The following is a 21,418-nucleotide window of genomic DNA, read 5'->3' as shown; positions in this document are numbered from 1 at the left end:
AGTAGCACTATCCATGCCGTGCCAGATGCCGGGCCGCTCCCAGTAGATCGTGCACCTCGGCCTGCCGGTTCCACAACAGCACGATCTCGATCGGCGGTACATCCTCCGCGATCGGCACGAACGCCAGCGACTCCGGCACCGGCGTCCCTTCCCGCACACACAACGTGTATCCGGCGCCGTCGGCCACCATGGCGATCACCAGCTCGTGCGTCGAACCCGAAGCTCCCAGCCGGGGATGCAGCCGGTGCCGCACGAACGCCTCCAGGAACCGCCGCGCCCCCGCCACCGCCTCCGACTCCGGCATCACCAGCGGCTCCGCCGCCAGCGCGGCCAGCGGCAGCCGCCCACGCGACGCGAGCCGATGGTCGCGGGGAAGCAGGGCGCGCACGGGGGAGCGATGCACGAGCATGCGCGCCACCCCACGCGGCAGCGAGCCCGGCGCGTACCCGAGCCCCGCCTGAAGCGTTCCATCCATCAGCGAGACGAGCTGCTCCGCCGTGCCCATCGGCGCGACCCGCAGCGGCGCGTCCGGCAGCGGCGACAGCAGCCGCGCCACCACGTCGCCCAGCCCGTCCGCCACCCCCAGCCGGGTGCACTGATCCGTGCGCCGCGCGGCCGCCACCGCCCGCTCGAACGCCGCCACCGCCACCGTCGCCTGCGCCAGGAACGCCTCCCCGGCCGCGGTGAGCCGGACCCCGCTGGAGGACCGGGTGAACAGCTCCACCCCGATCTCCTTCTCCAGCGCCCTGAGCTGCTCCGACAGCGTGGGCTGGGCGATGTGCAGGACGGCCGCGGCCCGGCGCAGACTCCCGGCGCGGGCGATCGTGATCGCGTACCTGATGTGCCGCAGATCCATCGGACACCTCGCCAGTCAGATGATCGCACCTCTGTCTTACAGAACCCGGCAGCGGGTGTGAAGACCCGGAGTCGATTGCGGAAGGGTGAAATGGTGCCTCGCTCGCCGACATGTAGGGGATGTCCTGACAATTCCTGGAGATGAGGGGGCCGACCATGGGGACCGCCCGTGGATGACGACCGGAGGCGCCGGTTCGAGGCCGTGTACCAGCAGACCTACGAGCAGATACTCGGCTACGCCGTACGGCGCTGCGCCACTCCCGAGGACGCCGCCGACGTGGTGGCCGAGACGTTCGCCACCGCCTGGCGGCGCGTCGACTCCCTGCCGCGCGGCGACGAGGCCAGGTTGTGGCTGTACGGGGTCGCCAGGAACGTGCTCGCCAACCACCGCCGGGGCCAGGCGCACCGGCAGTCGCGACTGGCGACGCTGACCGCCGACATCGCCGACGTCTACACCCGCTCACCGGAGGGCGCCGCCGAACGGGACGTGATCGCGCGGGCGTTCGCCGGCCTGCCCGACGCCGACCGTGAACTGCTGGCGCTGGTCGCCTGGGAAGGGCTGGACCACGGCCAGATCGCCACCGTCCTGGACATCTCCCGCAACGCCGTCCGGATCCGCCTGCACCGGGCACGCAAGCGCCTTTCCCAAGCGCTGGAAGACGACGGAATCACCGCCAACCGATTCGCCGTGGAGCCGACATGAACGAACTGCAAGGGCTCGCCCGCGTCCGTGACGAGGACCTGGCGGGCCGATCCACCGGGCCGGCGGCCCGAGCCCTCTTCGACGCGATCCTCACCGCCGAGTCTCCGTCCCCGGCGAGGACGCGCCGGCCGAGGCGCCGCCTGGTCCTCGGGCTCGCGGTCGCCGCCGCGTTCACGTCGGCCCTCGTGGTCGGCCCCACCCTGGTGGCCGGCCCGCACGGCGCGACCTCGTACGCCAACGCGGCGATGCACATCGAGCTGCGGGACGGCCTCTGGGTGGCCAGGGTGAAGGACCCGCACGCCGATTGGGCCCTGTACGAGGAGGCGTTCCGCGCGGTGGGGGTCGACGTGACGCTGGAGATCGTGCCGGCCGCACCCGACCACGTGGGCCATCACCTCGGTGGGGGAAGGTCCGGAATGACGTCGGGAGGTCCCAACACCCTGGTCACCGGCATCGAGCCGGACGGCTGCCTGATCGGCGAGGAAGGCTGCCATCTGGTCATCAAGGTGGACGAGAACCTGAGCGGCCGCGCCTACATCAGGCTCGGCCGGGCGGCCAAGCCCGGTGAGGTGTACAAGTCGCACGGCACCGCCACCAAGGCGGGCGGGATGCTGAGCGGCTTCCGGGTGGACGAGCGGCCTGTGAGCGTGGTGCGGAAGGAGGCGGAGCGGCGCGGTCTCCAGGTGGTCTACCAGATCATCGAGCCGAACCTGGACGGCCAGGGATTCGGCCTCGATCCTGACGACCAGTCGCTTCCCGTCGGCGACGACTGGATCGTCTGGGACGCCGAACCGCACGCCGACGGCGTGGTCCGGCTCATCGTGTCCGAGGAACGCGTGCCCCTCAACCCCCTCTACGGCGGCCCCAAGCCCCGCGAACTGACGAGCGGCTAGCGCCGCGGTTGTCCAAGATCGGTTGCCCGGGCTATTGTCTCCGATCGCGTACTGCGTCTTCCTCATGGGAGGTGGGCGGGCATCACAAGGAAAGAGATCCTCGCCCCTCTCGGATGGTTCCTGTCGCTCATCGCTCTGCTGCTCTGGCTGCACGTCAAACCGTCGTTCGGAATCGTGTCGAATCTCGGATACACGTGGGGGACCGCGCTTCAGGTGGCGTATCCGGAGCATCAGATCTACCACCGCGGCGACGCCGACATGGCGGTGGGCTATTTCTCGGCGACCACGACCGTGGAAGTGGAGTCGCACGCCGACGCGGCGGTAGGGGTTTCCCGGCGTCGCATACTGAAGCTCTCGCAGAACATCTTCGGCGACGTCACCTTTCCTGACATCGGGCCGACGACCATGACTCCCTACGTGGAGAACTTCCAGGGTGGGACCCATTCTCGTCCCGGGGAGAAACAGAGAGCGATAGAACAGGCCAAGACCGTCCACCCGGATCGGCTGGTCATCGTCCTGGTCGAGCTCACTTACCCGATGCGTGAGGGGGTCGTGCCGGGCGGCTTCGACAATGGTCAGGAGAAAAGGTTCTTCCTCTCCGGAGGGCCGGATCCCGTTTACTGGTGGCCCGGGTGGGGTGGGTGCAGCACCATGGTGATCCCGGGCAACAACTGTGGTCTCCGGTCCGTGGTGAACGACTATCGGACGTGGGTGAGCCAGTTCACCGAAGGGGACGCGGACGATCTGCTCGAGATCGGGCTGGACCTGCGACGGCTCAGGGAGGTGGCCGCGGAGGGGAAGGTGTACGGGTACATCGACACCTTGCGCGGCCGGGACGAGTTGCTCGACCTGCTGGAACTGCCTGTCATCCGTATCGCACACGTTCTTGAGCGGGTGCCGGAGATTGGTGATTAGGCCGTTTTGCTTTAGGGCCGTGAAACTTTCATCATCGCATCGCAAGTTTCGACCAGAAGCTTCGCCTCTCTTCCCAGGTGACCATGAAGAGAGCGCCCCTGACGTGACATTTAGCGGCTGACCGGATCGGCCGCATCGACGCGCCGTGCTGGACCGGCCTGCGACGCCCTCCTAATCTCCGGGCACCTGGCACTTCCGAAACGGAGAGGTGTGAATTGACCGTACGCTCGAAAGGACGTCGCCTGGCGGCGTCGATCGCCGCCGCCCTCGCGGCCCTGGCCGTCGCACTCCTGCCGATCAGCCCCGCACACGCGGCATACGGCCCGGACCAGCCCGTCTACGTGCAGCTCAACGCGACCGGCGGCTACGGGGCGCTGGCCCTGCTGGACGGCACGGTGGCGTTCGACGACGGGAACACGAAGTACCGCTACGCGCTGCGCCTGTGCTGGCAGAGCGCCTACCCCGCGCCCTACTTCCAGATCATCGTCAACGGCGCGAACTCGACATGGCCCGTGGAGTCCGGCACCACGACCGCTCCCGGGTGCCAGCGGGTCTTCCTGTACAACGCCGAGGTGCAGTTCGGCGGCACCGTGAGCAACGTCCGCTTCGACGTGACCGGAGGCTGGTTCAGCAGCAGCGGATACATGATGCGCACCAGGAGCAGCATCACGTACGACAACCCCTTCAACTGACCACCGCGTCCCCGGGACTGGGGCGTCCCTGCTCATCGCGGGGACGCCCTCGATCTTGACGAACGCCGTTTCGAGGGTCTATCGGGCCAGACGGCCATCGGCGGGGCGGTCAGCGCACGCGAAGCCCTCATCGAACCAGGGATCGGCGCATGATCTCCCCACTCAGCGCAAGGAGAGATGACACTATGTGACTATGCGCCCACCCCGAACAAGATCCTTCAATACCGCGGGCCCATGTGACCCCCAGCTCCACTACATGCTGCCGCCCACTCCGCGGCTTCCCGAGGCGCGAGCGCTGATCGAGATGGACCGGTACTTCGTGGTCCACGCGCCCCGGCAGACCGGTAAGACGACCGCGCTGGAAGCTCTGGCGTCCGAACTGACCGCCGAGGGCGACATCGCCGCCCTGATGTTCTCCTGCGAGCGTGCCAAGTCGGCCGGTGACGACTACGCGGCTGCGGAGGAGATCCTGCTGAAGTCCCTTCGCCAGGCCGCCGAGTGGTCGGGATGGCCGGAGGAGCTGCTGCCGCCGGATTCTTGCCCGCAGGCTCCGGCGGGCACCAGGTTCGATTCGGCGCTGACCGAGTGGTGCCGCCGCAGCCCGCGCCGGGTGGTGCTGCTCATGGACGAGATCGACGGCCTGCAGGGCAACAGCATGGTCAGCATTCTCAGTCAGCTCCGTGACGGCCACAACTCGCGGCCGAAAGGGCGTCCGTTCCCCGCGTCCGTGGTGCTGTGCGGGCTGCGCGACGTGCGTGACTACAAGGTCGCCTGCGGCGGCGACGCCGACCGGTCGAACCCGATCAGCCCGTTCAACATCGTCACCAAGTCCCTGCGCCTGGGCGACTTCACCGCCGGCCAGATCGGCGAGCTGTACGGTCAGCACACGGAGGCGACCGGGCAGGAGTTCACCGAGGACGCCGTGGGCAGGGTCTTCGAGCTGACGCAAGGACAGCCATGGCTGGTCAACGCCCTCGCCCACGAGATCATCATCGAGATGGGGGTGACCGGCGCCGTCACCGCCGGGCAGGTGGACGAGGCCAAGGAGCGGTTGATAAGGGCGCGCGCCACCCATCTCGACGCGCTGGTGGCCCGGCTGCACGAGCCCCGGGTCAAGCGGGTGATGGAGCCCGTGGTGGCCGGATCGTTCCCCGAGGTCGACCCCACCTTCTCCGACGCGCTGTCGTACGTCCGCGACCTGGGCCTGGTCAAGCAGAAGCCCCCGCTGGAGGTGGCGAACCCGATCTACCGGGAGGTCGTCCTGCGGGTGCTGGGCGACCCGGCGGAACAGTACGTGATGGCCGATCCGCGCAGTTTCGTCATGCGAGACGGCCGTTTCGACCTGGAGCGCCTCCTGCGAGAGTTCGTCGTGTTCTGGCGCGAGCACGGCGAGGTGCTCATCCAGCAGGAGAACTACCACGAAGCCGCCTGTCAGATCATCCTCATGGCGTATCTGCACCGGCTGGTCAACGGCGGCGGCCAGCTCGACCGGGAGTACGCCGCGGGCACCAAACGTCTGGACGTGCTGGTCCGCTGGCCTTACGCCGGGCCGGATGGGGAGCGGCTGGTTCAGCGGGAGGCCCTGGAGCTGAAGGTCTGGAGGGCCGGCAAGGAAGACCCGCTGGCCGAAGGGCTCGCCCAGCTCGACGGCTACCTGGACCGCCTCAGCCTCACCACCGGCGTACTGGTGATCTTCGACCGGCGGCCCGAGGCCCCGCCGTGGAACCGACGAGGCGCGTTCGACCTCGCGACCACGCCATCCGGCCGCCAGGTCACGGTTCTCCGCGCATAGCGAAGTACGTGGCTCAGGCGGGCCCGGCTCTCTCCACAGACAACCGATGCGGTGTCTGGGTGGATTTATTCACCACTGATCGCGGCTGTATGACTACACGCTGAGGGCAATCTGGATAAGGAAATCCGAATTACCGATTACTCAGAAAATCTTGCCCGTTGGGTTTCGTTCGAGACCCCAAGAGGGTTACAGGTTTTATATCAATATTATTTGTGATCCATGTCATATTGATCATGGTATTGTTCCGTCTGATGATCACGGTCGACAAGCCAAACTCACTCCCGATTGAGGTTGTTTGTGAACGAGTTAGGCAACAGACCCCGCATCATCAGCAAACCCAAACGAAGGCTCGCGGCCGCAACGGTGCTCACGGTGGCAGCATCGTTGCTGGTCGCAGGCCCGATCAGACAGGCCGTGGCCGACCCCGAGCCACAGAGCGCGAAGGCAACAGGCCCCGCGGTCACCACGTTCCCGCGTCCCGAGGACCCGGACGCGGCCCTGCGCGCCGCGGTGGAGCAGGCGCGCAAGGACAACAAGTCCGTCGCCGTCGAGGATGCCTTCACCGAGACCTCCCGGACGTGGGCGTACCCAGACGGTCACCTGACCACCGAGTCCTACTCCGGCCCCACCCAACTCAGGCAGGGCGACGGCTCGTGGGCCTGGATCGACCCGTCCCTGGTCGAGCAGAACGGCGTGCTCAGGCCCAAGCTGGCCAAGGCCAGAGTGCGCCTGTCCACGGGCGGGTCCGGCCCGTTCGCGACCATGATCCTCAGCAGGGACCGCTCGTTCGGTCTGTCCTGGCCCACGTCACTGCCCAAGCCGACCATCAAGGGCAACGTCGCGACCTATCCGGGCGTCGCAGGCCCGTCGGGGGACCTGGTCGTGACGGCGCTCCCGACCGGATTCCGGCACGACATCGTGCTCCGTGAGCGCCCCGCCGACGCGGTGGAGTTCCGCATCCCGGTGCAGGCCAAGGGACTCGAGCTCTCGCTGACCAAGGCCGGCGGGCTCAAGCTGAAGGGCGACAACGGAAAGAAGGCGGCCTCGGCCCCGGCGCCGTTGATGTGGGACGCCGCCGCTGACGAGCCCACTGCGGCCAAGCCGGGCCGGCAGAAGAAGATCGAGACCAGCGTGGAGTCCAAGGACGGCACCACCACGCTGGTGCTGAAGCCGGACGCGGCCTGGCTGGCCGACCCCGCGACGCAGTATCCGGTCACCGTCGATCCCACCACCACACTGGGGATCACCCAAGAGACCGGCATCGTGTCCCCGAACGGGCAGCGGTCGCCGGGCTCGGTGGGCCGGTCCAATTACGCCACTGGCTGCTCCGGCGGTACGTGCACCTACACCGAGGAGGCCACCCGCACCCTGATGGCGTTCGACACCGCCCCGATCGCCGGGAAGCAGGTGACCAACGCCACCATGCAGCTGCAGCTGCGTGAGGACGTGTACAACTGCAGCGAGTTCCAGGGCATCGCGGCCCAGCGGATCACCAGGTCCTGGGTGGCCGACGACACTTACTGGAGTAACCAGCCCACCAGTACAGAAGAAGGCCGCGCCTCGATCGACCCCTGCGCGCTGCCCGGCACCAGCGGCGCGATCTGGAGCTGGAACGTGACCGCGATGACGCGGTTGTGGGCCACCGGCACGCCCAACCACGGTCTGCTGCTCAAACTGACCCAGGAGGGCTCGACCCCGCCCAACTACAGCGAGGACTTCCTGTTCTGGCCGCAGTTCTTCAATCAGGGCGTGCTGCCGAAGCTGAGCGTGGACTGGGTGCTGCCGCCGGCGATCCCCACCGTGACCGCCGAGTCGATCGACTCGATGGACGGCAACGACGCGATCGCCCGCAGCACCAACGTCAAGGTGACCTACAAGTCCAGCGTGCCCGAGGCGACGCCGCTGAACTACACGGTGACGGTCAACGACTCCACCATGGCCCCGCCGGCCGCCGAACTGCCCGCGGGTGAGGCCGCGTACTGGAAACTCGACGAGGCTTCCGGCACGGCCTTGACCGACTCCTCCGGCAACAACCGCAACGCCACCCTCAGCGGCGCGCACACGCGCACGCCGGGGCAGCTCGGACAGGCGGTGACGTTCACCGGAGGCCACGCCGCGACCAGCGGCCCGGTCATCAACACCAACCAGAGCTTCACGGCGAGCGCCTGGGTGCGCCTGGACAACAGCACGCAAGAGCAGAACGTGCTGTCCCAGATGGGCACCCATTTGCCCGGGTTCACGCTTTCCTACCAGACGTCCACGGCTCCGGAGTACGATCAGCGCTGGGTGCTGTCCATGATCAACCAGGACATCCCGGACAGCATCCACGAGACCGTCATCCAGTCGGAGCACCTTGCCAAGATCGGCGAGTGGACGCACGTGGCCGCCCAGTACGACAAGGACGCAGGCAAGATCCGCCTGTACGTGGACGGCGTGCTGGCCGGCGAGCGGGACCACACCGTCAGCTGGAACGCCCGGGGCGCCTTCGAGATCGGCCGCTCACGTCTTCTCGGCGGAAGCCTCAAGGGGTCGCTGGACGACATCCACGTCTACCAGCGGGCGCTCAGCGCGAACGAGCTCCGCGCCCTGGTCGGCGTGCCCGGCACCACCTCGCACAACAACATCCCGTCCGGGCAGGCGCTGGACAAGGTCTTCACGCTGGACAACCCGGCCAGCTTCAAGTTCGTGGTCAAGGCCTGCCGGGCCGGCATCAACCCGCCCTCGTGCAACGAGAGCCCCGCGTACCGGATCACCAGTGACGCTCCTGTGCTCCCGTCGGACACTGAGACCGGCATGGCAGACCCGACCCAGCCGATCCTCTCGGGCATGGTCAACAGGCCCTCCGGTGGCCCCGTTACGGCAAAGTACTACCTGTACGACAGCACCGGCGCTCCCGTCGGCTCCTCGCCCCTGGGCAGTCGTACGGTCAACGGCGGCGAACGTGCCTCTTTCCAAGTTCCGGCCAATACGGTGCAGCCGGGCAGCACCTACAAGTGGCAGATGACCGCCTGCGTCACCGCCCCCCAAACCGAGGACCCGGGACCCGATCCAGACCCCGACCCGACACCTACTCCGGATCCCACGCCTACTCCGGATCCGACGCCCACTCCCGATCCCACGCCGACACCGACTCCGACGCCCACACCGTCGGGTCTGGTCGCCGCCTACGGAATGAATGAAGGCAGCGGCGCCACCGTCAACGACGTGACGGGCACCAACCACGGCACCGCCACCGACACCTCGTGGGTCACCGGCAAGTACGGCAAGGGCCTGTCCTTCGACGGTCTCTTCGGCCTCGTCACCGTCGACCACAACGCGTCGCTCCGGCTCGGCTCCAACATGACGCTCTCGGCCTGGGTTAAGCCGTCCAGCGTGGACGACTGGTACGCCGTCATGGGCAAGGATTACGAGACACTCGACGACCTCTCCTACGCCCTGTACGCCTCCGACGGCGCAACTCCTCTCGGCTGGTTGACAACCCAGGGCCAGTCCAAGGAGGTGGCTGGCACCAGCCCGCTCCGCGTGAACACCTGGAGCCACCTCGCCGTCACCTACAACGGCAGCAGAGCACGCCTCTACCTCAACGGCAATCAAATCGGTGACCAACCCGTCTCCGGAACCATTCAGGACGACGGCGGCAACTTCCACATCGGCGGGAACACCATCTACGGCGAGTTCTTCGACGGCGTCATCGACGAAGTCCGCGTCTACAACCGCGCGCAGACGGCTGCCGAAATCACCACCGATATGAACACGCCGTTAGGCGGGGAGGCCACCCTGGCCAGTACGCAAGAAACGACCGCCGGTGCGGTGGCTGTCACGACTGATGAAACAGGAGGAGAGGTCTGCACGTCGAAGACCGCTGCCGCTGAGTTCACCACGCCTGGCACGCCACCGGACGATCCGGTAGCAGATCCTCACCGCGTCACGGTGGGTAAAGAAAGCCTGGTGATCAAAACCGTCAAGGTGGATCCTGCCGCGTGCAACGGGTCGGCGTGCACGGTTCAGGACTCCACTTCACTGCAGATCGGCGGTATAGGGGCTCTTCGAACTTGATCGGGGTTGAGGTCTGCCTGCCGCCCCCGGTCGCGTGGCTGGGGTGAGATCGCCTCTTGAGGGAGCTCGCGGCTCTCGTCGATCATTTCTGTTGTCTACGCAGAAGATCACAACAGAAGAGCCGCGAGCATGGTCAACGATACGACGCGGTTGCTGGGCCTGGATGGCCTGGCCGTCGTCGAGGTCATCGCAAGAGATGAACACGCTGGTGAGGGGCCGATCGTCTGGTTGGCGACGATGGACGAGCGGGCGCGGGTGTGCCCCGGCTGCGGGGTGATGGCCACCCGGATGAAGGAGTGGGTGACCACCCAGCCGCGCGATCTGCCGATCGCCGGCCGCCACTGCCAGCTGCTGTGGCGCAAGAGGCGCTGGATCTGTTCGGCTGACTGTCCGCGCAAGACGTTCACCGAGCAGGTGCCGCAGATCCCGGCACGGGCGAGGCTGACCCAGCGGTTACGCCGGTCCAGTGGTGCGGCGGTGGCCGACGGCGGTCGCACGATCGTGCAGTCGGCACGGGATCACAGGGTGTCCTGGCCGGTGGCCTCGGCGGCGTTCACCGTCCATGCCGGGCGGGTGCTGCCGGCCGAGCCGGAGCCGGTCGCCGTGCTGGGGATCGATGAGACGCGCCGTGGCCGTCCCCGCTGGGTCTATGACGAGGCGGCGCAGGCGTGGAAGGCGGTGGTGGACCGCTGGCATGTCGGGTTCGTGGACCTGTCCCACGGTCAGGGCCTGCTCGGCCAGGTCGAGGGCCGCACCACGCAGGCGGTCGTCGACTGGCTGGAGGCACGTGGCCAGGAGTGGAAGGAGCAGGTGGCGCACGTCGCGATCGACATGTGCACGATCTTCAAGGCGGCCGTGCGGGCCGCGCTGCCGCACGCGGTCCTGGTCGTCGATCACTTCCATGTGGTGCAGTTGGCCAACGCCGCTGTCACCGAGGTCCGGCGGCGCCTGACCGTGCAGGTGCGCGGGCGGCGTGGCCGTAAGGGCAACCGGGAGTGGGAGCTACGCAACCGGCTGACGCGCTCGGCCGCCCGGATGCACGGCTCGCAGCTCGACCCGATGCTGGACGATCTGATGGCCCTGCCCAGACGGCTCGGAGCGCCGATTCTGGCTGCGTGGAATGCCAAGGAAGATCTGCTGGATGTGCTCGCGCTGGCGCGCGCCCACCCCGACCGGACCGTGATCGCCGACCGGCTGTTCCGTTTCTACGATCGGTGCGCAGCCTCCGGCCTGCCCGAACTCGAACGGCTGGCGAGCACCATTGAGACCTGGTGGCCACAGATCCTCGCCTTCATCCGGACCGGCATCACCAACGCGGGCTCCGAGGGGACCAACCGCGTGATCAAGACCGTCGCCCGTGACGCCTACGGTTTCCGCAACCCCGAATCACAACGACTGCGCACTCGCTGCGCCACCACACGAAAAAGCCGCGGCTGCCTCAACCCCGCTTAACTTCGAAGAGCCGGTATAGGGACCGACAAGACCGCCACGGTCGTCAAGGTCAAACTTGATGAGCTACCGGACGGCACCGCGATCACGGAAGGTGTCCTCAAGCTCGGGACGCCAATCTGCGCGCCCGGTGCCTGCCCGCAGGATGCGACGATCAGCATCTCTCCGCTGAAAAGCCCGGTCACTAGCGAGACACGCAGTTCTGACCTGACCGCTGACACCGACCCTACTCATGCTGGCCACTCCATGCAGGTCGCCGACCCGCAAGCTGATGTGGCGGCGAGCGTCTACCAATGGATGCTGCTGACGACGCCATCCGAGACGATGATCACTTTCGCTGCGGACAGTTCTGCTGAACAACCGTCCATCGCGCTGACCTATCGGCTCCCCCAGGCGCCGAGCAAAGTTCTCAACCTGACGGCCAAGGCGGGAGACGCATCTGCCATCGCCAGCTGGGGTCTGCCCGAGGACAACGGCAGCATGGCGACGATCGACGGCTACGACGTCGCGATTGTCGACGGCAGCGGCGCGGCGAGCGGAGACGTCAAGGTCACTGACCCCTATGTAACCATCGAAGGCCTGACCAATGGAGAAACATACACAGTGAAGGTCCGTGCCCGGACAGCGTTCGGCTCCGGAGAGTGGGAAGAGACCGTGGTCACGCCCAAGGCCGCGCCGCCTCCTCCGTCCTCTGAACAGGAATGCATTCCGTTCCTGGACACACCGCCCGCTGGCGCGCGTGCCGTCGCCGATGAGGTCAGCGGCAGGCAACAGTTCGTCGAGCGGGTGAAGGCATACTACGAAGCGCAAGACGCGGTACTGCAAGGAGAGGCGGCCACCATCTGGCAGGCGCCCGGAGTAACGGCGCGTACTCCCAGCACGGCCAAGCTGTCCCTGTTGAATACTGCCTTGGTGCAGGAACGAGACGCACTCCAGGAGGCGGGCCTAGTTCGCAGGGATTCGACCGTTCACCTTACGGATACGGTGGTGCGCGCACTGCCCAGTGGGGCGACAGAGGTAACGACCAAGGTAACGCGTAGCTGGAGGGAAGCGCCCATCGCAGGAATGAGAGGGGCGGCGGCTTCCACCTCGCCGGGTCAGGTCGAGCCGAGCGAACCCACAATCAACGTGCACGTTTTTGACCGATGCGGGAATATGACCGTCATTCAGGTGGCGCTGGAGGTCGAGGAAGACTCGAGCGACTTCTTCGTCACTGACGGAGAAGCCTACCTCGCCAGCAAAATCCCGACTGACGGCCTCATGCCCGGATCCAACGCTCGCGTCGCCCTGGCCCCGGAGTGCACTATTGTGCAGAGTGTCGATTCAACCAGCGACTCCAAGAAGCTGCGCCTGGCGAAACATCTTCTAGTGGAGGTGGTAGGGCGATCCGCATGGCGCGTTTGCATTCCCAAGGACTCCACCACCTGGAAGATCGATAAGTTCGGCGCAGTGATCTCTGTGTACACGGACGAAACCTTCAGAAAGCGTGCCGCCAAAAAGGGCTCGACCGAGAAGTACACCCTGGACAACTCCAGCGCTGACGCCATAAGCACACCCTGTTTCCTCGTCAACGTCACCAGCTACCAGCTCGCCATCCAAGGGTCGATAGCCGGGCCCATCCCAGAAGGAGAGGTTGGCGGAGGTGTGACGTTCGGCCAAGGAAAGTCGGAGAACTGTCCCACGCAACCTGGGATCACAGGTGTCGTCGGGGGCGCCAACAAGAACGTCGCCTTCAGGTCGGCCATGTGGTGGGGCGAAGATGCCCTTGAGGCGCGGTGCTGGCAGAGCGCAGGCAACACCTGCAGCATCCAGAAATACCTGCAGAAGACCGTAGGTACTTTCAATTGGGCCGCAAGCAAGGGATACAAGTCCAGCAAGAATATTACTGCGTCTAGCGCCTGGCGCGGTAAGCGTTAGAGTCAGGTAACCCGCTACGGGCCGGAGCGGACGCGTCTCGCTCCGGCCCGTACTCTCGCCCGGCGCCAGGCGTAGCCAGCTAGGCATGCTTGACAGGGCACGTTGCCGAGACAGGAGAACAAGAGATTCGCATGTATACGAAGCTACGCGTCCTGTTGAGTGCGCTGCTCGTGTTCGGTGTCGCAGCGTGCGATGTGAGCACACCGTCAGAGCGCAGCACTGTGGCCTCTGCCCCACCGGTGTCGTTCGAGCACCTAGAATCCGTGGTTCGCCTAGCTGCGGCCGCGGCAAGTCCGGGACAGCATCCCAGTCCGGGTGCCGGAACGCTCACTCAGCTTCCTGACGGTACCTATCAGTTCACGCCGCCACCGCATGCCGCGCAATCGGCACGACTGCAGGCGTCTTCTTCTCCTCGTCTCATCACCTTGGATGAGCGCGGTCGTGTGACCCGTATCAGGCGCGACCCCGATGACAAAACCATCAGAGCATTGGAAAGCTTCGGTAAAGGATGGGCCGGCGATTTCGACTCCATCCTCCCGAAAGAATCCATGCCGGAGATGAAAATTGCCGCACTGGTCGAATTCAAACGACCAGTGAAGGAGCAAAGGTTAGGTCGACTCAATTTCGCTGAAAATGCCCTGCCGGTATTCATTTCCGGAGCACGGCCCTCCGGGCTTCCCATCTACTGGTCTGGAGAAGAAGGATGCCCCGAGGTGGCGGGCCAGGGTACTTGTCGAGAGTATTCAACGGTCCAACAGTTCAGGGCGTGGGCCGCACGACTCACCCCAGCCGACGACGTGACACTCGAGGGATTCGGCCTTTCCGTAGCTGACATTCGTACGGCTGCGGACGAGGGGCTCATTTATGGCACTTTGATCGAAAACGCTTCCCCGGACTTCCTCCGCGACCTTAGGGAACATCCGAATGTGGGTGGAGTGTGGATCACGGATATGCAGCCCTGCCGGGAACAAAGAACATGCCCGTGAGGTGGGAACTCCGGCTCGCGCATCATCGACCTCGATGACTCACGGGGTGGCCGTCCCTCCTGATCGATTTCGGCTGATGAGGTTTCCACCTGATCGTCCTGTTCGCTTCGGGCGACCGGAACGGCCGCCCGCCCGAAGCGCTCGGGCGGGCGGCGGTTCCACGGGCCGCGATGAGACCGGACTTCTCCTTCCAGGAATGGCGGGATACGTTCGCGATGGTCAGGTGGGTGCCGGCAGGGCGCAGAGCCGCTGCCAACAGACCAGGAACGCCCCTCTCCACGGCCAGGTCGCGCTGATCTTTAAGACCCGGCGACGAGCGTGACAGACGAGCCGGGCGGGCAGATGCCACAGGCAGTACCGCCGAGTCTGCGGCTCGGCCCGGACCAGCTCGGCGTCGTCATGCAGACCGAGCAGCCGCGTCCAGGCATCGAGGTCGGCGGCGAGGTTGGCGGCTAGGACCCAGCCGACGTTCACATTCCAGGTCTTGGACGGCAGGTTGCGCAGCCCCATCGCCTTGTTGCAGAGGATGCGGTCCTCGACCTCGGCGTGGTCGCGGTGGACGGCGTCGATGAAGGCGAGCTGGTGGCTGCCGGGCACGCCGGATAGCCCGCGCCGTCCGAGGTTGGTGGCAATGATCGCGTACTTGAAGCCGGCGTTCTTCTCCAGGTCGGTGAGCCGGCGGGCGTCTCGGGCCGAGGGTCGCACCCTGCGCACCAGCAACCGCACTACTCACTGCCGGGCGCGCTCGTCCAGGCCGGTCAGTTCGGCGACCTCGGCGTGCTCGTGTGCCTGGCCGTCTTGGCGCACAGCCGTCTGCCAGGCATCGCCGGGTAACTTGGCGATGGCCGTCTCATCGACGTCGTTGATCTTCCAGCCGATGGTGAAGCGGACGGTGCGCCGGGTGGTGTTCAGCCCTTGCATGAACGCCACCAGGTCGTGGGTGGCGCCCGCGCCATCGATGCGGATCCAGAGCTTGGCCCGGAAGGCATCGGGGATCTGAGCGACGGCCTCGGTGAGCACCCGCACGTGATCGGCCACCGTGTTGGACCCGGCCGAGCCGGTGCCCAGCAGCATCGCCAGTGACTCGCTGGTGTTGACGCACCAGGCGGCTAGCGGGTGGAAGCCCTTCTTGAACGTGGCCGAAGCGCCTTCCTTGTCGGAGTGGGCGGTGATCAGGGTTGCGTCCAGGTCGATGACGATCCATCCGGTCAGCAGCTTGCCCGCGACAGGCAGCCAGCAGAATCCCGACTCGGTGGCGGCGATCAGGTCCCACACGCGCCGCCGCACGCGCGCTCTGGCTCGGACGATCCGAAGGCGTACCTGGTCAGATGCCCCGACGGGCTGCAGTGCCCGCCGGATGGTGGAGTGCGACGGCGGCGTGCCGAACACCTGCTCCTGGTGGGTCAGCAGGGTGACCTGCCGCATGCTGGTGGCTCCGAGTGTGATCGGCACCGCGAGCTGGACGAGGACTACGCCCCGATCCCAGACCGGTGATCCGCCCAGCCGGGTGAACACTGCGCCCAGCGCTCCGGTTAACCCTGTCTGATCAGCGCATTTGCGCAGGAGGATGGCTCCTGCGTGTCCGATGAGTCCTTTGCCGTCCCCTTGGACGGACAAGCGGTGGTGCCATGCCGTAGCGTTCACCTGGAAGGTGCGTCCGTTCCGTGAGATCTTCAGATCTCAGCAGTCCGATCATCGCAGGTCCGGGGGCACCTTCTTCGGTCATCGATCTTCAGGATGAATCCCGGCTGAGTAGCCGAGGTCAAGGCCATGTATATCGTGGGGACCGCCGACCATCGTGACCATGATGCACCGGACGAGCGCTCATGCGGCGCGCTGGGGGAAGTTGTTCCGGCCATCGAGCCGGGCGTTCCTCGAAGCCGGCGGATGGTTGGCGCGTGCGCGGTTGGCCCGCTTCTGGGACGCGGGCTGCTCGGGCCCTTGTGCGGGAGACCGGCGCAGACGCCCACTTCAGGTTGGCGACGTGTTGTCGGGTCCGGTGACGAAGAGGCCGCGCCCGGGGGCGGTGATGAGCAGGCCCTCGCTCTTGAGCACGTCAAGAGCCTTCTTCACCGTGTTCCGGGATAGCCCGGACTCCTCCTCCAACTGCGTCTGTGACGGGACTTTCCGTCCAGGTGGAAACTCGCCCGTCTCGATGCGGGCGCGCAGCGTGTCCGCGAGTTGAAGGTAGGGCGCTCGTATTCCGTCTGGGTCGATGTCCACGGCAAGCAGACTAGGCGGCCAGGACGAGCCCAAGATAGGCAGGCCCAGTCCTGGCCACGGCCTAGTTGTGTACCGTGCTTCTATGCCTGAGAATCCCCCTGCGGCGGACCCGGCTCTGCGGGTGTTGTCGTGACCGGCCGGCGCTCACTGATGGACTTCATACCACGGGCCGCACGTGGTCGGTCTCCTGCCGGAGGCCGACGTGGTGGAGTGGAAGGCGAGCCTTCCCCGCGTGCATCGGGTACGAGTTTGTGGGCACACGTGCAGCTGCCGGTTCCCGATTTTCGAACTGTGCAGCGGTGGCGGCTTGTGGTTCGTCCGCCGTCTCGCTGAGGAAGGCTCGGCGTGCGGCGTCGAGAGCCCGTGGATGGGTTGTCGGGCCGCGCAGGAGTTGTGGCTGCGGATTCCGCGGGGAAGGGCCGGATAGGGACACCGGCCCAGCGAGGAGCCCCGCCGGGCCGGAAGTCGTGCAGCCGGGACTACCGGGTAAGCGGACACTCCGGACGGTCCAACCAGATCCGCTGCCCGTCCGGCCCGACCGTCATGCCGAACCGGTCGTAGCCGGGCTCACCCCAGCTCACCCACCGGAAGTAGGCGTCGGTGACCTCCTCCCAGACGGGCCGGTCGCCGACCTGGAACACCTGGTACTCCTCCGAGTCCGGACGCCAGATCGCCACCGCCCAGGACTCGGGGTCGCGCGGGTCGCTGACCCAGATGCGGTGGCACTCGCCGTCCTCGTCAGGATTGTCGCTGTCGTGGGCGGTGAGCCCGGTCATGGCGCCGATGGCGAGGTCGGCGCCGGCGGGGGCGCAGACGATCGTGCGGGGGTCGACGCGGGTGGTGAGATGGTGCTTGTTCTCGGTCTCGTGGAGTTGCCGGGCGGGCACGGATCGCTGGGAGCGCATCATCATGTACGAGGCGAAGTCGGGGAAGCGGCCGTGTGCCACGCCGGATGGGGTGACGACGAGGCGGAGCTGGAAGTCGGTCTGGAAACGCGGCGAGTATGGAGCGACCAGCACGGCTCCCGGCCGGGCCTGCGTGATCCAGGTGTACGGGACCGTACGGATGCCGCAGGTGACGTGGACGCGGTCGAACGGTCCCCGTGCGGCGCAGCCTTCCGCGCCGTCGCCGACGATCAGGTGGGGCTGGAACGCGGCCTCGCTCAGGTTCTTGGCGGCCTGTTCGGCGACGACGGGGTCCACCTCGATGGAGGTCACATTGGTCTCGCCGACCATGTGGCAGAGGAGGGCGGCGGTCCAGCCGGTGCCCGTCCCGATCTCCAGCACCCGGGTTCCCGGTTCGGGGTCGAGCAGTTCCAGGAACATGGCGACGATGCCGGGAGCGGAGCACGACGACGTGTAGTCGCCGGAGCCGGTTCTGATGTCTGTCGCGCCGTCGTCCAGTTGCGTGACGATGGAGTTGTCGGAATAGACCGCGTCCCACCAGCCTTCGGGATCGGCTTCACGGTCGATGATCCGTACGGGCTCGTCAGGCGGGCACGTCAGGGCAACGGACGGGATGAACAGATGCCGCGGCACCGCCCGCATCGCGTCAGCGATCCGCTTGTCAAGCGGGCCGATCTCCTGGAGCAGCGCCTCGGCCGGGTCGACTGCACTGATCACTTTTTCTTCCCGTCCTGCTCGTCGCGCCTGGCGTGTCTGCCGGTGGCGGCTTTGTGGGAATCCGGGTTGGGCTTCTCCGAGTTGTTTGAGTCGTCCTTCTTTGGCTTGCCTGCGTGCTTCCCGCCCATGGCGTGATCTCCTCCCGTGGTCTTGGTGACTCCAGGTGATCGCAAGGTTACGACAGGGTGCAGAAACGTGCATTGGTCAAGAATTATTATTTGCACCGCTTGACCGGGGGCCTGTCTGAGCATAATTTTCACCGCATGGAGCTCCTTGGCCGGATCAGGACCGAGCGGCATGAGATGCCCGACGCGCTGCGCAAGGTGGCCGACGCCATCTTGGAGAACCCCGCCGCGGCCGCCCGCCTGACCATCGTCGATCTCGCCGAGCGCAGCGGCACCTCCACCGCCACGATCACCCGGTTCTGCCGCGCCCTCGGCTTCGGCGGGTACGCGGAGCTGCGGGTCGCCGTGGCCACCGAGATGGGACGGGTCAACCAGCAGACCTGGCAGACCGACATCGGCCAGGAGATCCTGCCCGGCGACACCCTGGAGAAGGTGCTGGGCGTGGTGTCGGGCAACGACATCCGGCTCATCCAGGAGACGGGCGACCAGCTCGACCTGGCCGTGGTGGAGAAGGTGGCGCAGGCCGTCGCGCGGGCGGGGCGGGTGCTGCTGTTCGGGGTGTCGAGCAGCGCGGCCGTGGCCAGCGAGATGGAGTACCGGCTGCAGCGCATCCGCATCCCCACCTGGAGCAGGTCCGACGCGCACAGCGCGCTCACCGACGCGGCGCTGCTCGGGCAGGGCGACGTGGCGATCGGCATCTCCCACAGCGGCCGGACGCGCGAGGCGATCGAGGTGCTGGCCGAGGCCGGCAGCCACGGCGCGATCACCGTGGCCGTGACGTCGAACCCGCGCTCGCCGCTGGCCGAGGTGGCCGAGCTGGTGCTGACCACCGCCAGCAGGGAGACGACGTTCCGGTCCGACGGGTTCGCCGCGATCCACTCGCAGCTGCTCGTGCTGGACGTGGTCTACGTGTCGGTCGCGCAGCGTACGTACGAGCGGACCAAGCAGGCCTTCGACGTGACGGTCAGGGCCGTGGCGGGGCACCGCCTCTCGGAAGGTGATTCATGACGATAAATCCGGAAAAATTCGCCGACCATATCGCCGACCTCGTCGCACAGATCCCCGCCGACCCCGCCATCCAGAAAGCCGCCGACCTCTTCGTCAAGGCGTTGACCAGCGGCGGCGTCATCCACGCCTTCGGCTCCGGCCACTCCGAGGCCGTCGCCATGGAGATCGCCGGCCGGGCCGGCGGCCTCGTCCCCACCAACCGCCTCGCGCTCAGGGACATCGTCCTGTACGGGAACGCCCCCCGGGAGACGCTCGACCGCTACGACCTCGAACGCGACCCGGCCGTCGCCCGCACCATCCTCGACCTGGCCCCGGTCGAACAAGAGGACCTGTTCGTCGTCATCTCGAACTCCGGCGTCAACGGCGTCGTGGTCGAGCTGGCGACGCTGGTCAAGGAGCGCGGCCACGACCTGGTCGCCATCACCTCGCAGGCCCACAGCGGAGCGGTCGCCTCCCGTCACCCCTCGGGCCGCAAGCTCACCGACCTCGCCGACGTCGTGCTCGACAACCGGGCGCCGTACGGGGACGCGGTGCTGCCGCTGCCCGGCGGCGGCGCCACCGGCGCGGTCTCCACCATCACCTCCGCGCTCATCGCCCAGCTCGTCGTGGCGCGGACCGTACGCGACCTGCTGGAGGCGGGGCAGGCGCCGCCCGTCTACCTGTCCGCCAACGTGCCCGGGGGCGACGAGCACAACCTCAAGCTCGAAGCGCTGTACGAGGGCCGCCTGCGCCGCGGCACCTGACGCGCTGCCGAAACCCGCACGATCTCGGGGGACCGTTCGACATCGGGGGACCGCACACCAAGGAGAACCCCACCCATGTCACGAAATGTCGGAAAAATCCTGCTGTCCTTAACCCTCCCCCTCGCCCTCCTCATCACCACCCTCGTGGCCTCCCCGGCGGGCGCCGCCCAGTCGGTACGCCTCCAGTACCGCACCAGCGCCCCCGGCGCGACCACCGCCCAGGCCGAGCCCTGGCTCCAGCTCATCAACGACGGCACCACCACGATCCCGCTGAACCAGGTCAAGATCCGCTACTACCTCACCGGCACCGAGACCTATCGCTTCGCCTGCTCCTGGGCCGTGGTCGGATGCTCGACCGTGACGGGACACTTCGTCGACCAGGAGGGCCCGGCCCAGTACCTGGAGGTGGGCTTCACCTCGGGCACCCTGGCCCCCGGCGCGAGCACCCGCGACCTGCAGCTCCGCTTCTACCGCGCCGACTGGCAGACGTTCACCCAGAGCGACGACTACTCCTACGGCCCCCAGACCTCCTATACCGACTGGGACAAGGTCACCGTGTACGTCGGCGGCACCCTGGCCTGGGGCACCCCCTCGGGCAGCGACCCCGGCCCGACGCCCACGCCGACGGACCCGCCGCCCGGCCCCGGCGGCGTGCTGTTCGACGACTTCTCGTACACGAACTCGTCCGACCCGCGCCTGGCCCAGCGCGGCTGGACCGTGCGCTCCAGCTCCGGCGGGCCGGGCGTGCCCGGGGCCACCTGGTCGCCGTCGGCGATCACGTTCCCCGGCGGGCTGCTGACGCTCGACTCGCGCACCGACGGCACCGTCGGCGGCACCGTGCACACCGAGCTGTCGACGGCCGGCCGGAAGTTCTTCGAGGGCACGTACGCGGCCAGGGTGCGCTTCAGCGACGCCCCGACCAGCGGCCCGGACGGCGAGCACGTCGTGCAGACGTTCTTCACCATCACCCCGCTCCGCTTCAACCTCGACCCCGACTACGGCGAGCTGGACTTCGAGTATCTGCCGAACGGCGGCTGGGGCGAGCCCTCGAACATCCTCTACGCCACCAGCTGGGAGACCTACCAGGGTGAGCCGTGGCAGGCGGTGAACACCCACACCGAGGAGCGCGCGAGCTTCGCCGGCTGGCACGACCTGGTGATCCAGGTGTCGGGCGGGCGGATCAAGTACTACGTGGACGGCCGCCTGTTCGCCGACCACGGCGGGATCCACTACCCCGAGACACCCATGTGGATCATGTTCAACCAGTGGTTCATCGACCTCCAGGCCGCCACCGGCACCCGCACCTACCGCCAGCAGGTCGACTGGGTCTACCACGCCAGGAACGAGGTCGTCTCGCCCGCCGGCGTGCTGAGCCGGGTCGGCGACCTGCGTGCCGAGGGCACCTCGTTCCGCGACACCGTCCCCAACTCCTGAGAGAG

15 protein-coding genes and 1 pseudogene are annotated in these 21,418 nt (G+C 67.1%); 12 read left to right on the top strand and 4 right to left on the bottom strand.

The features are described 5' to 3' along the window. Positions 1-7: 7 nt before the first annotated feature. A complete protein-coding gene (locus tag FR742_RS27730) occupies positions 8-856 on the bottom strand; it encodes a LysR family transcriptional regulator (RefSeq protein ID WP_148033665.1) in 849 nt (282 codons plus the stop codon). Positions 857-1,024: 168 nt separating this feature from the next. On the opposite strand from FR742_RS27730, the gene FR742_RS27725 reads away from it, so the two are divergent. The 9 genes from FR742_RS27725 to FR742_RS27685 all read left to right on the top strand — a co-directional run bounded on the left by FR742_RS27725 (position 1,025) and on the right by FR742_RS27685 (position 14,258). Continuing rightward, complete coding sequence (locus FR742_RS27725) at positions 1,025-1,558, top strand: RNA polymerase sigma factor (protein WP_148033664.1); 534 nt, start codon at positions 1,025-1,027, stop codon at positions 1,556-1,558. After that, on the top strand, positions 1,555-2,451 hold the full coding sequence (locus tag FR742_RS27720) for a hypothetical protein (protein ID WP_148033663.1): 897 nt from the start codon (positions 1,555-1,557) through the stop codon (positions 2,449-2,451). The genes FR742_RS27725 and FR742_RS27720 overlap by 4 nt, the downstream gene beginning before the upstream one ends. A 174-nt stretch (positions 2,452-2,625) precedes the next feature. Then, positions 2,626-3,366, top strand: a complete 741-nt coding sequence (locus FR742_RS27715) for a hypothetical protein (RefSeq protein WP_148033662.1) — start codon at positions 2,626-2,628, stop codon at positions 3,364-3,366. A 215-nt stretch (positions 3,367-3,581) separates the two neighbouring features. Next, positions 3,582-4,058 (top strand): hypothetical protein, encoded by a 477-nt coding sequence (locus FR742_RS27710; RefSeq protein ID WP_148033661.1) that lies wholly within the window; start codon positions 3,582-3,584, stop codon positions 4,056-4,058. 256 nt (positions 4,059-4,314) lie between these two features. Beyond that, a complete protein-coding gene (locus tag FR742_RS27705; RefSeq protein ID WP_148033660.1) occupies positions 4,315-5,850 on the top strand; it encodes an AAA family ATPase in 1,536 nt (511 codons plus the stop codon). A 372-nt stretch (positions 5,851-6,222) separates the two neighbouring features. Next, positions 6,223-9,906 (top strand): LamG-like jellyroll fold domain-containing protein, encoded by a 3,684-nt coding sequence (locus tag FR742_RS27700; RefSeq protein WP_148033659.1) that lies wholly within the window; start codon positions 6,223-6,225, stop codon positions 9,904-9,906. Between the two features lie 129 nt (positions 9,907-10,035). Further along, positions 10,036-11,358: an ISL3 family transposase gene (locus tag FR742_RS27695; protein ID WP_148033658.1), complete on the top strand. Its 1,323-nt coding sequence runs from the start codon at positions 10,036-10,038 to the stop codon at positions 11,356-11,358. A 243-nt stretch (positions 11,359-11,601) separates the two neighbouring features. Beyond that, entirely contained in the window at positions 11,602-13,272 is a 1,671-nt protein-coding gene (locus FR742_RS27690) for a fibronectin type III domain-containing protein (RefSeq protein ID WP_148033657.1), read from the top strand. Positions 13,273-13,403: 131 nt separating this feature from the next. Continuing rightward, positions 13,404-14,258: a hypothetical protein gene (locus FR742_RS27685; protein ID WP_148033656.1), complete on the top strand. Its 855-nt coding sequence runs from the start codon at positions 13,404-13,406 to the stop codon at positions 14,256-14,258. Between the two features lie 219 nt (positions 14,259-14,477). Here FR742_RS27685 and FR742_RS27680 read toward each other — a convergent pair. From FR742_RS27680 to FR742_RS27670, 3 genes and pseudogenes are all read right to left on the bottom strand, one after another. After that, positions 14,478-15,902: pseudogene (locus FR742_RS27680) on the bottom strand (IS1380 family transposase). A 327-nt stretch (positions 15,903-16,229) separates the two neighbouring features. Further along, a complete protein-coding gene (locus FR742_RS27675; protein ID WP_148033655.1) occupies positions 16,230-16,481 on the bottom strand; it encodes a winged helix-turn-helix domain-containing protein in 252 nt (83 codons plus the stop codon). 479 nt (positions 16,482-16,960) lie between these two features. Next, entirely contained in the window at positions 16,961-18,103 is a 1,143-nt protein-coding gene (locus tag FR742_RS27670; RefSeq protein WP_261808771.1) for a methyltransferase domain-containing protein, read from the bottom strand. A gap of 263 nt (positions 18,104-18,366) precedes the next feature. On the opposite strand from FR742_RS27670, the gene FR742_RS27665 reads away from it, so the two are divergent. The 3 genes from FR742_RS27665 to FR742_RS27655 all read left to right on the top strand — a co-directional run bounded on the left by FR742_RS27665 (position 18,367) and on the right by FR742_RS27655 (position 21,413). Further along, positions 18,367-19,236 carry a MurR/RpiR family transcriptional regulator gene (locus FR742_RS27665; protein WP_148033654.1) on the top strand — a complete coding sequence of 290 codons (870 nt, stop codon included), beginning with the start codon at positions 18,367-18,369 and terminating at the stop codon, positions 19,234-19,236. Next, positions 19,233-19,979, top strand: coding sequence for a sugar isomerase domain-containing protein (locus FR742_RS27660; RefSeq protein WP_148033653.1), 747 nt, complete (start codon positions 19,233-19,235; stop codon positions 19,977-19,979). The genes FR742_RS27665 and FR742_RS27660 overlap by 4 nt, the downstream gene beginning before the upstream one ends. Positions 19,980-20,054: 75 nt before the next feature. Continuing rightward, positions 20,055-21,413 carry a cellulose binding domain-containing protein gene (locus FR742_RS27655; protein WP_148033652.1) on the top strand — a complete coding sequence of 453 codons (1,359 nt, stop codon included), beginning with the start codon at positions 20,055-20,057 and terminating at the stop codon, positions 21,411-21,413. Positions 21,414-21,418: the final 5 nt, after the last annotated feature.

Source organism: Nonomuraea sp. C10 (assembly GCF_008017515.1).
GTDB classification, from domain to species: domain Bacteria; phylum Actinomycetota; class Actinomycetes; order Streptosporangiales; family Streptosporangiaceae; genus Nonomuraea; species Nonomuraea ferruginea.
This window is presented reverse-complemented; position numbering and strand designations above follow the sequence as displayed.

Excerpts from the sequence above, each read along its gene's own strand:
- FR742_RS27730 (WP_148033665.1), bottom strand. The coding sequence starts at position 856 with ATGGATCTGCGGCACATCAGGTACGCGATCACGATCGCCCGCGCCGGG.
- FR742_RS27720 (WP_148033663.1), top strand. The coding sequence starts at position 1,555 with ATGAACGAACTGCAAGGGCTCGCCCGCGTCCGTGACGAGGACCTGGCG.
- FR742_RS27705 (WP_148033660.1), top strand. The coding sequence starts at position 4,315 with ATGCTGCCGCCCACTCCGCGGCTTCCCGAGGCGCGAGCGCTGATCGAG.
- FR742_RS27695 (WP_148033658.1), top strand. The coding sequence starts at position 10,036 with ATGGTCAACGATACGACGCGGTTGCTGGGCCTGGATGGCCTGGCCGTC.
- FR742_RS27690 (WP_148033657.1), top strand. The coding sequence starts at position 11,602 with ATGCAGGTCGCCGACCCGCAAGCTGATGTGGCGGCGAGCGTCTACCAA.
- FR742_RS27685 (WP_148033656.1), top strand. The coding sequence starts at position 13,404 with ATGTATACGAAGCTACGCGTCCTGTTGAGTGCGCTGCTCGTGTTCGGT.
- FR742_RS27665 (WP_148033654.1), top strand. The coding sequence starts at position 18,367 with ATGGAGCTCCTTGGCCGGATCAGGACCGAGCGGCATGAGATGCCCGAC.
- FR742_RS27660 (WP_148033653.1), top strand. The coding sequence starts at position 19,233 with ATGACGATAAATCCGGAAAAATTCGCCGACCATATCGCCGACCTCGTC.
- FR742_RS27655 (WP_148033652.1), top strand. The coding sequence starts at position 20,055 with ATGTCACGAAATGTCGGAAAAATCCTGCTGTCCTTAACCCTCCCCCTC.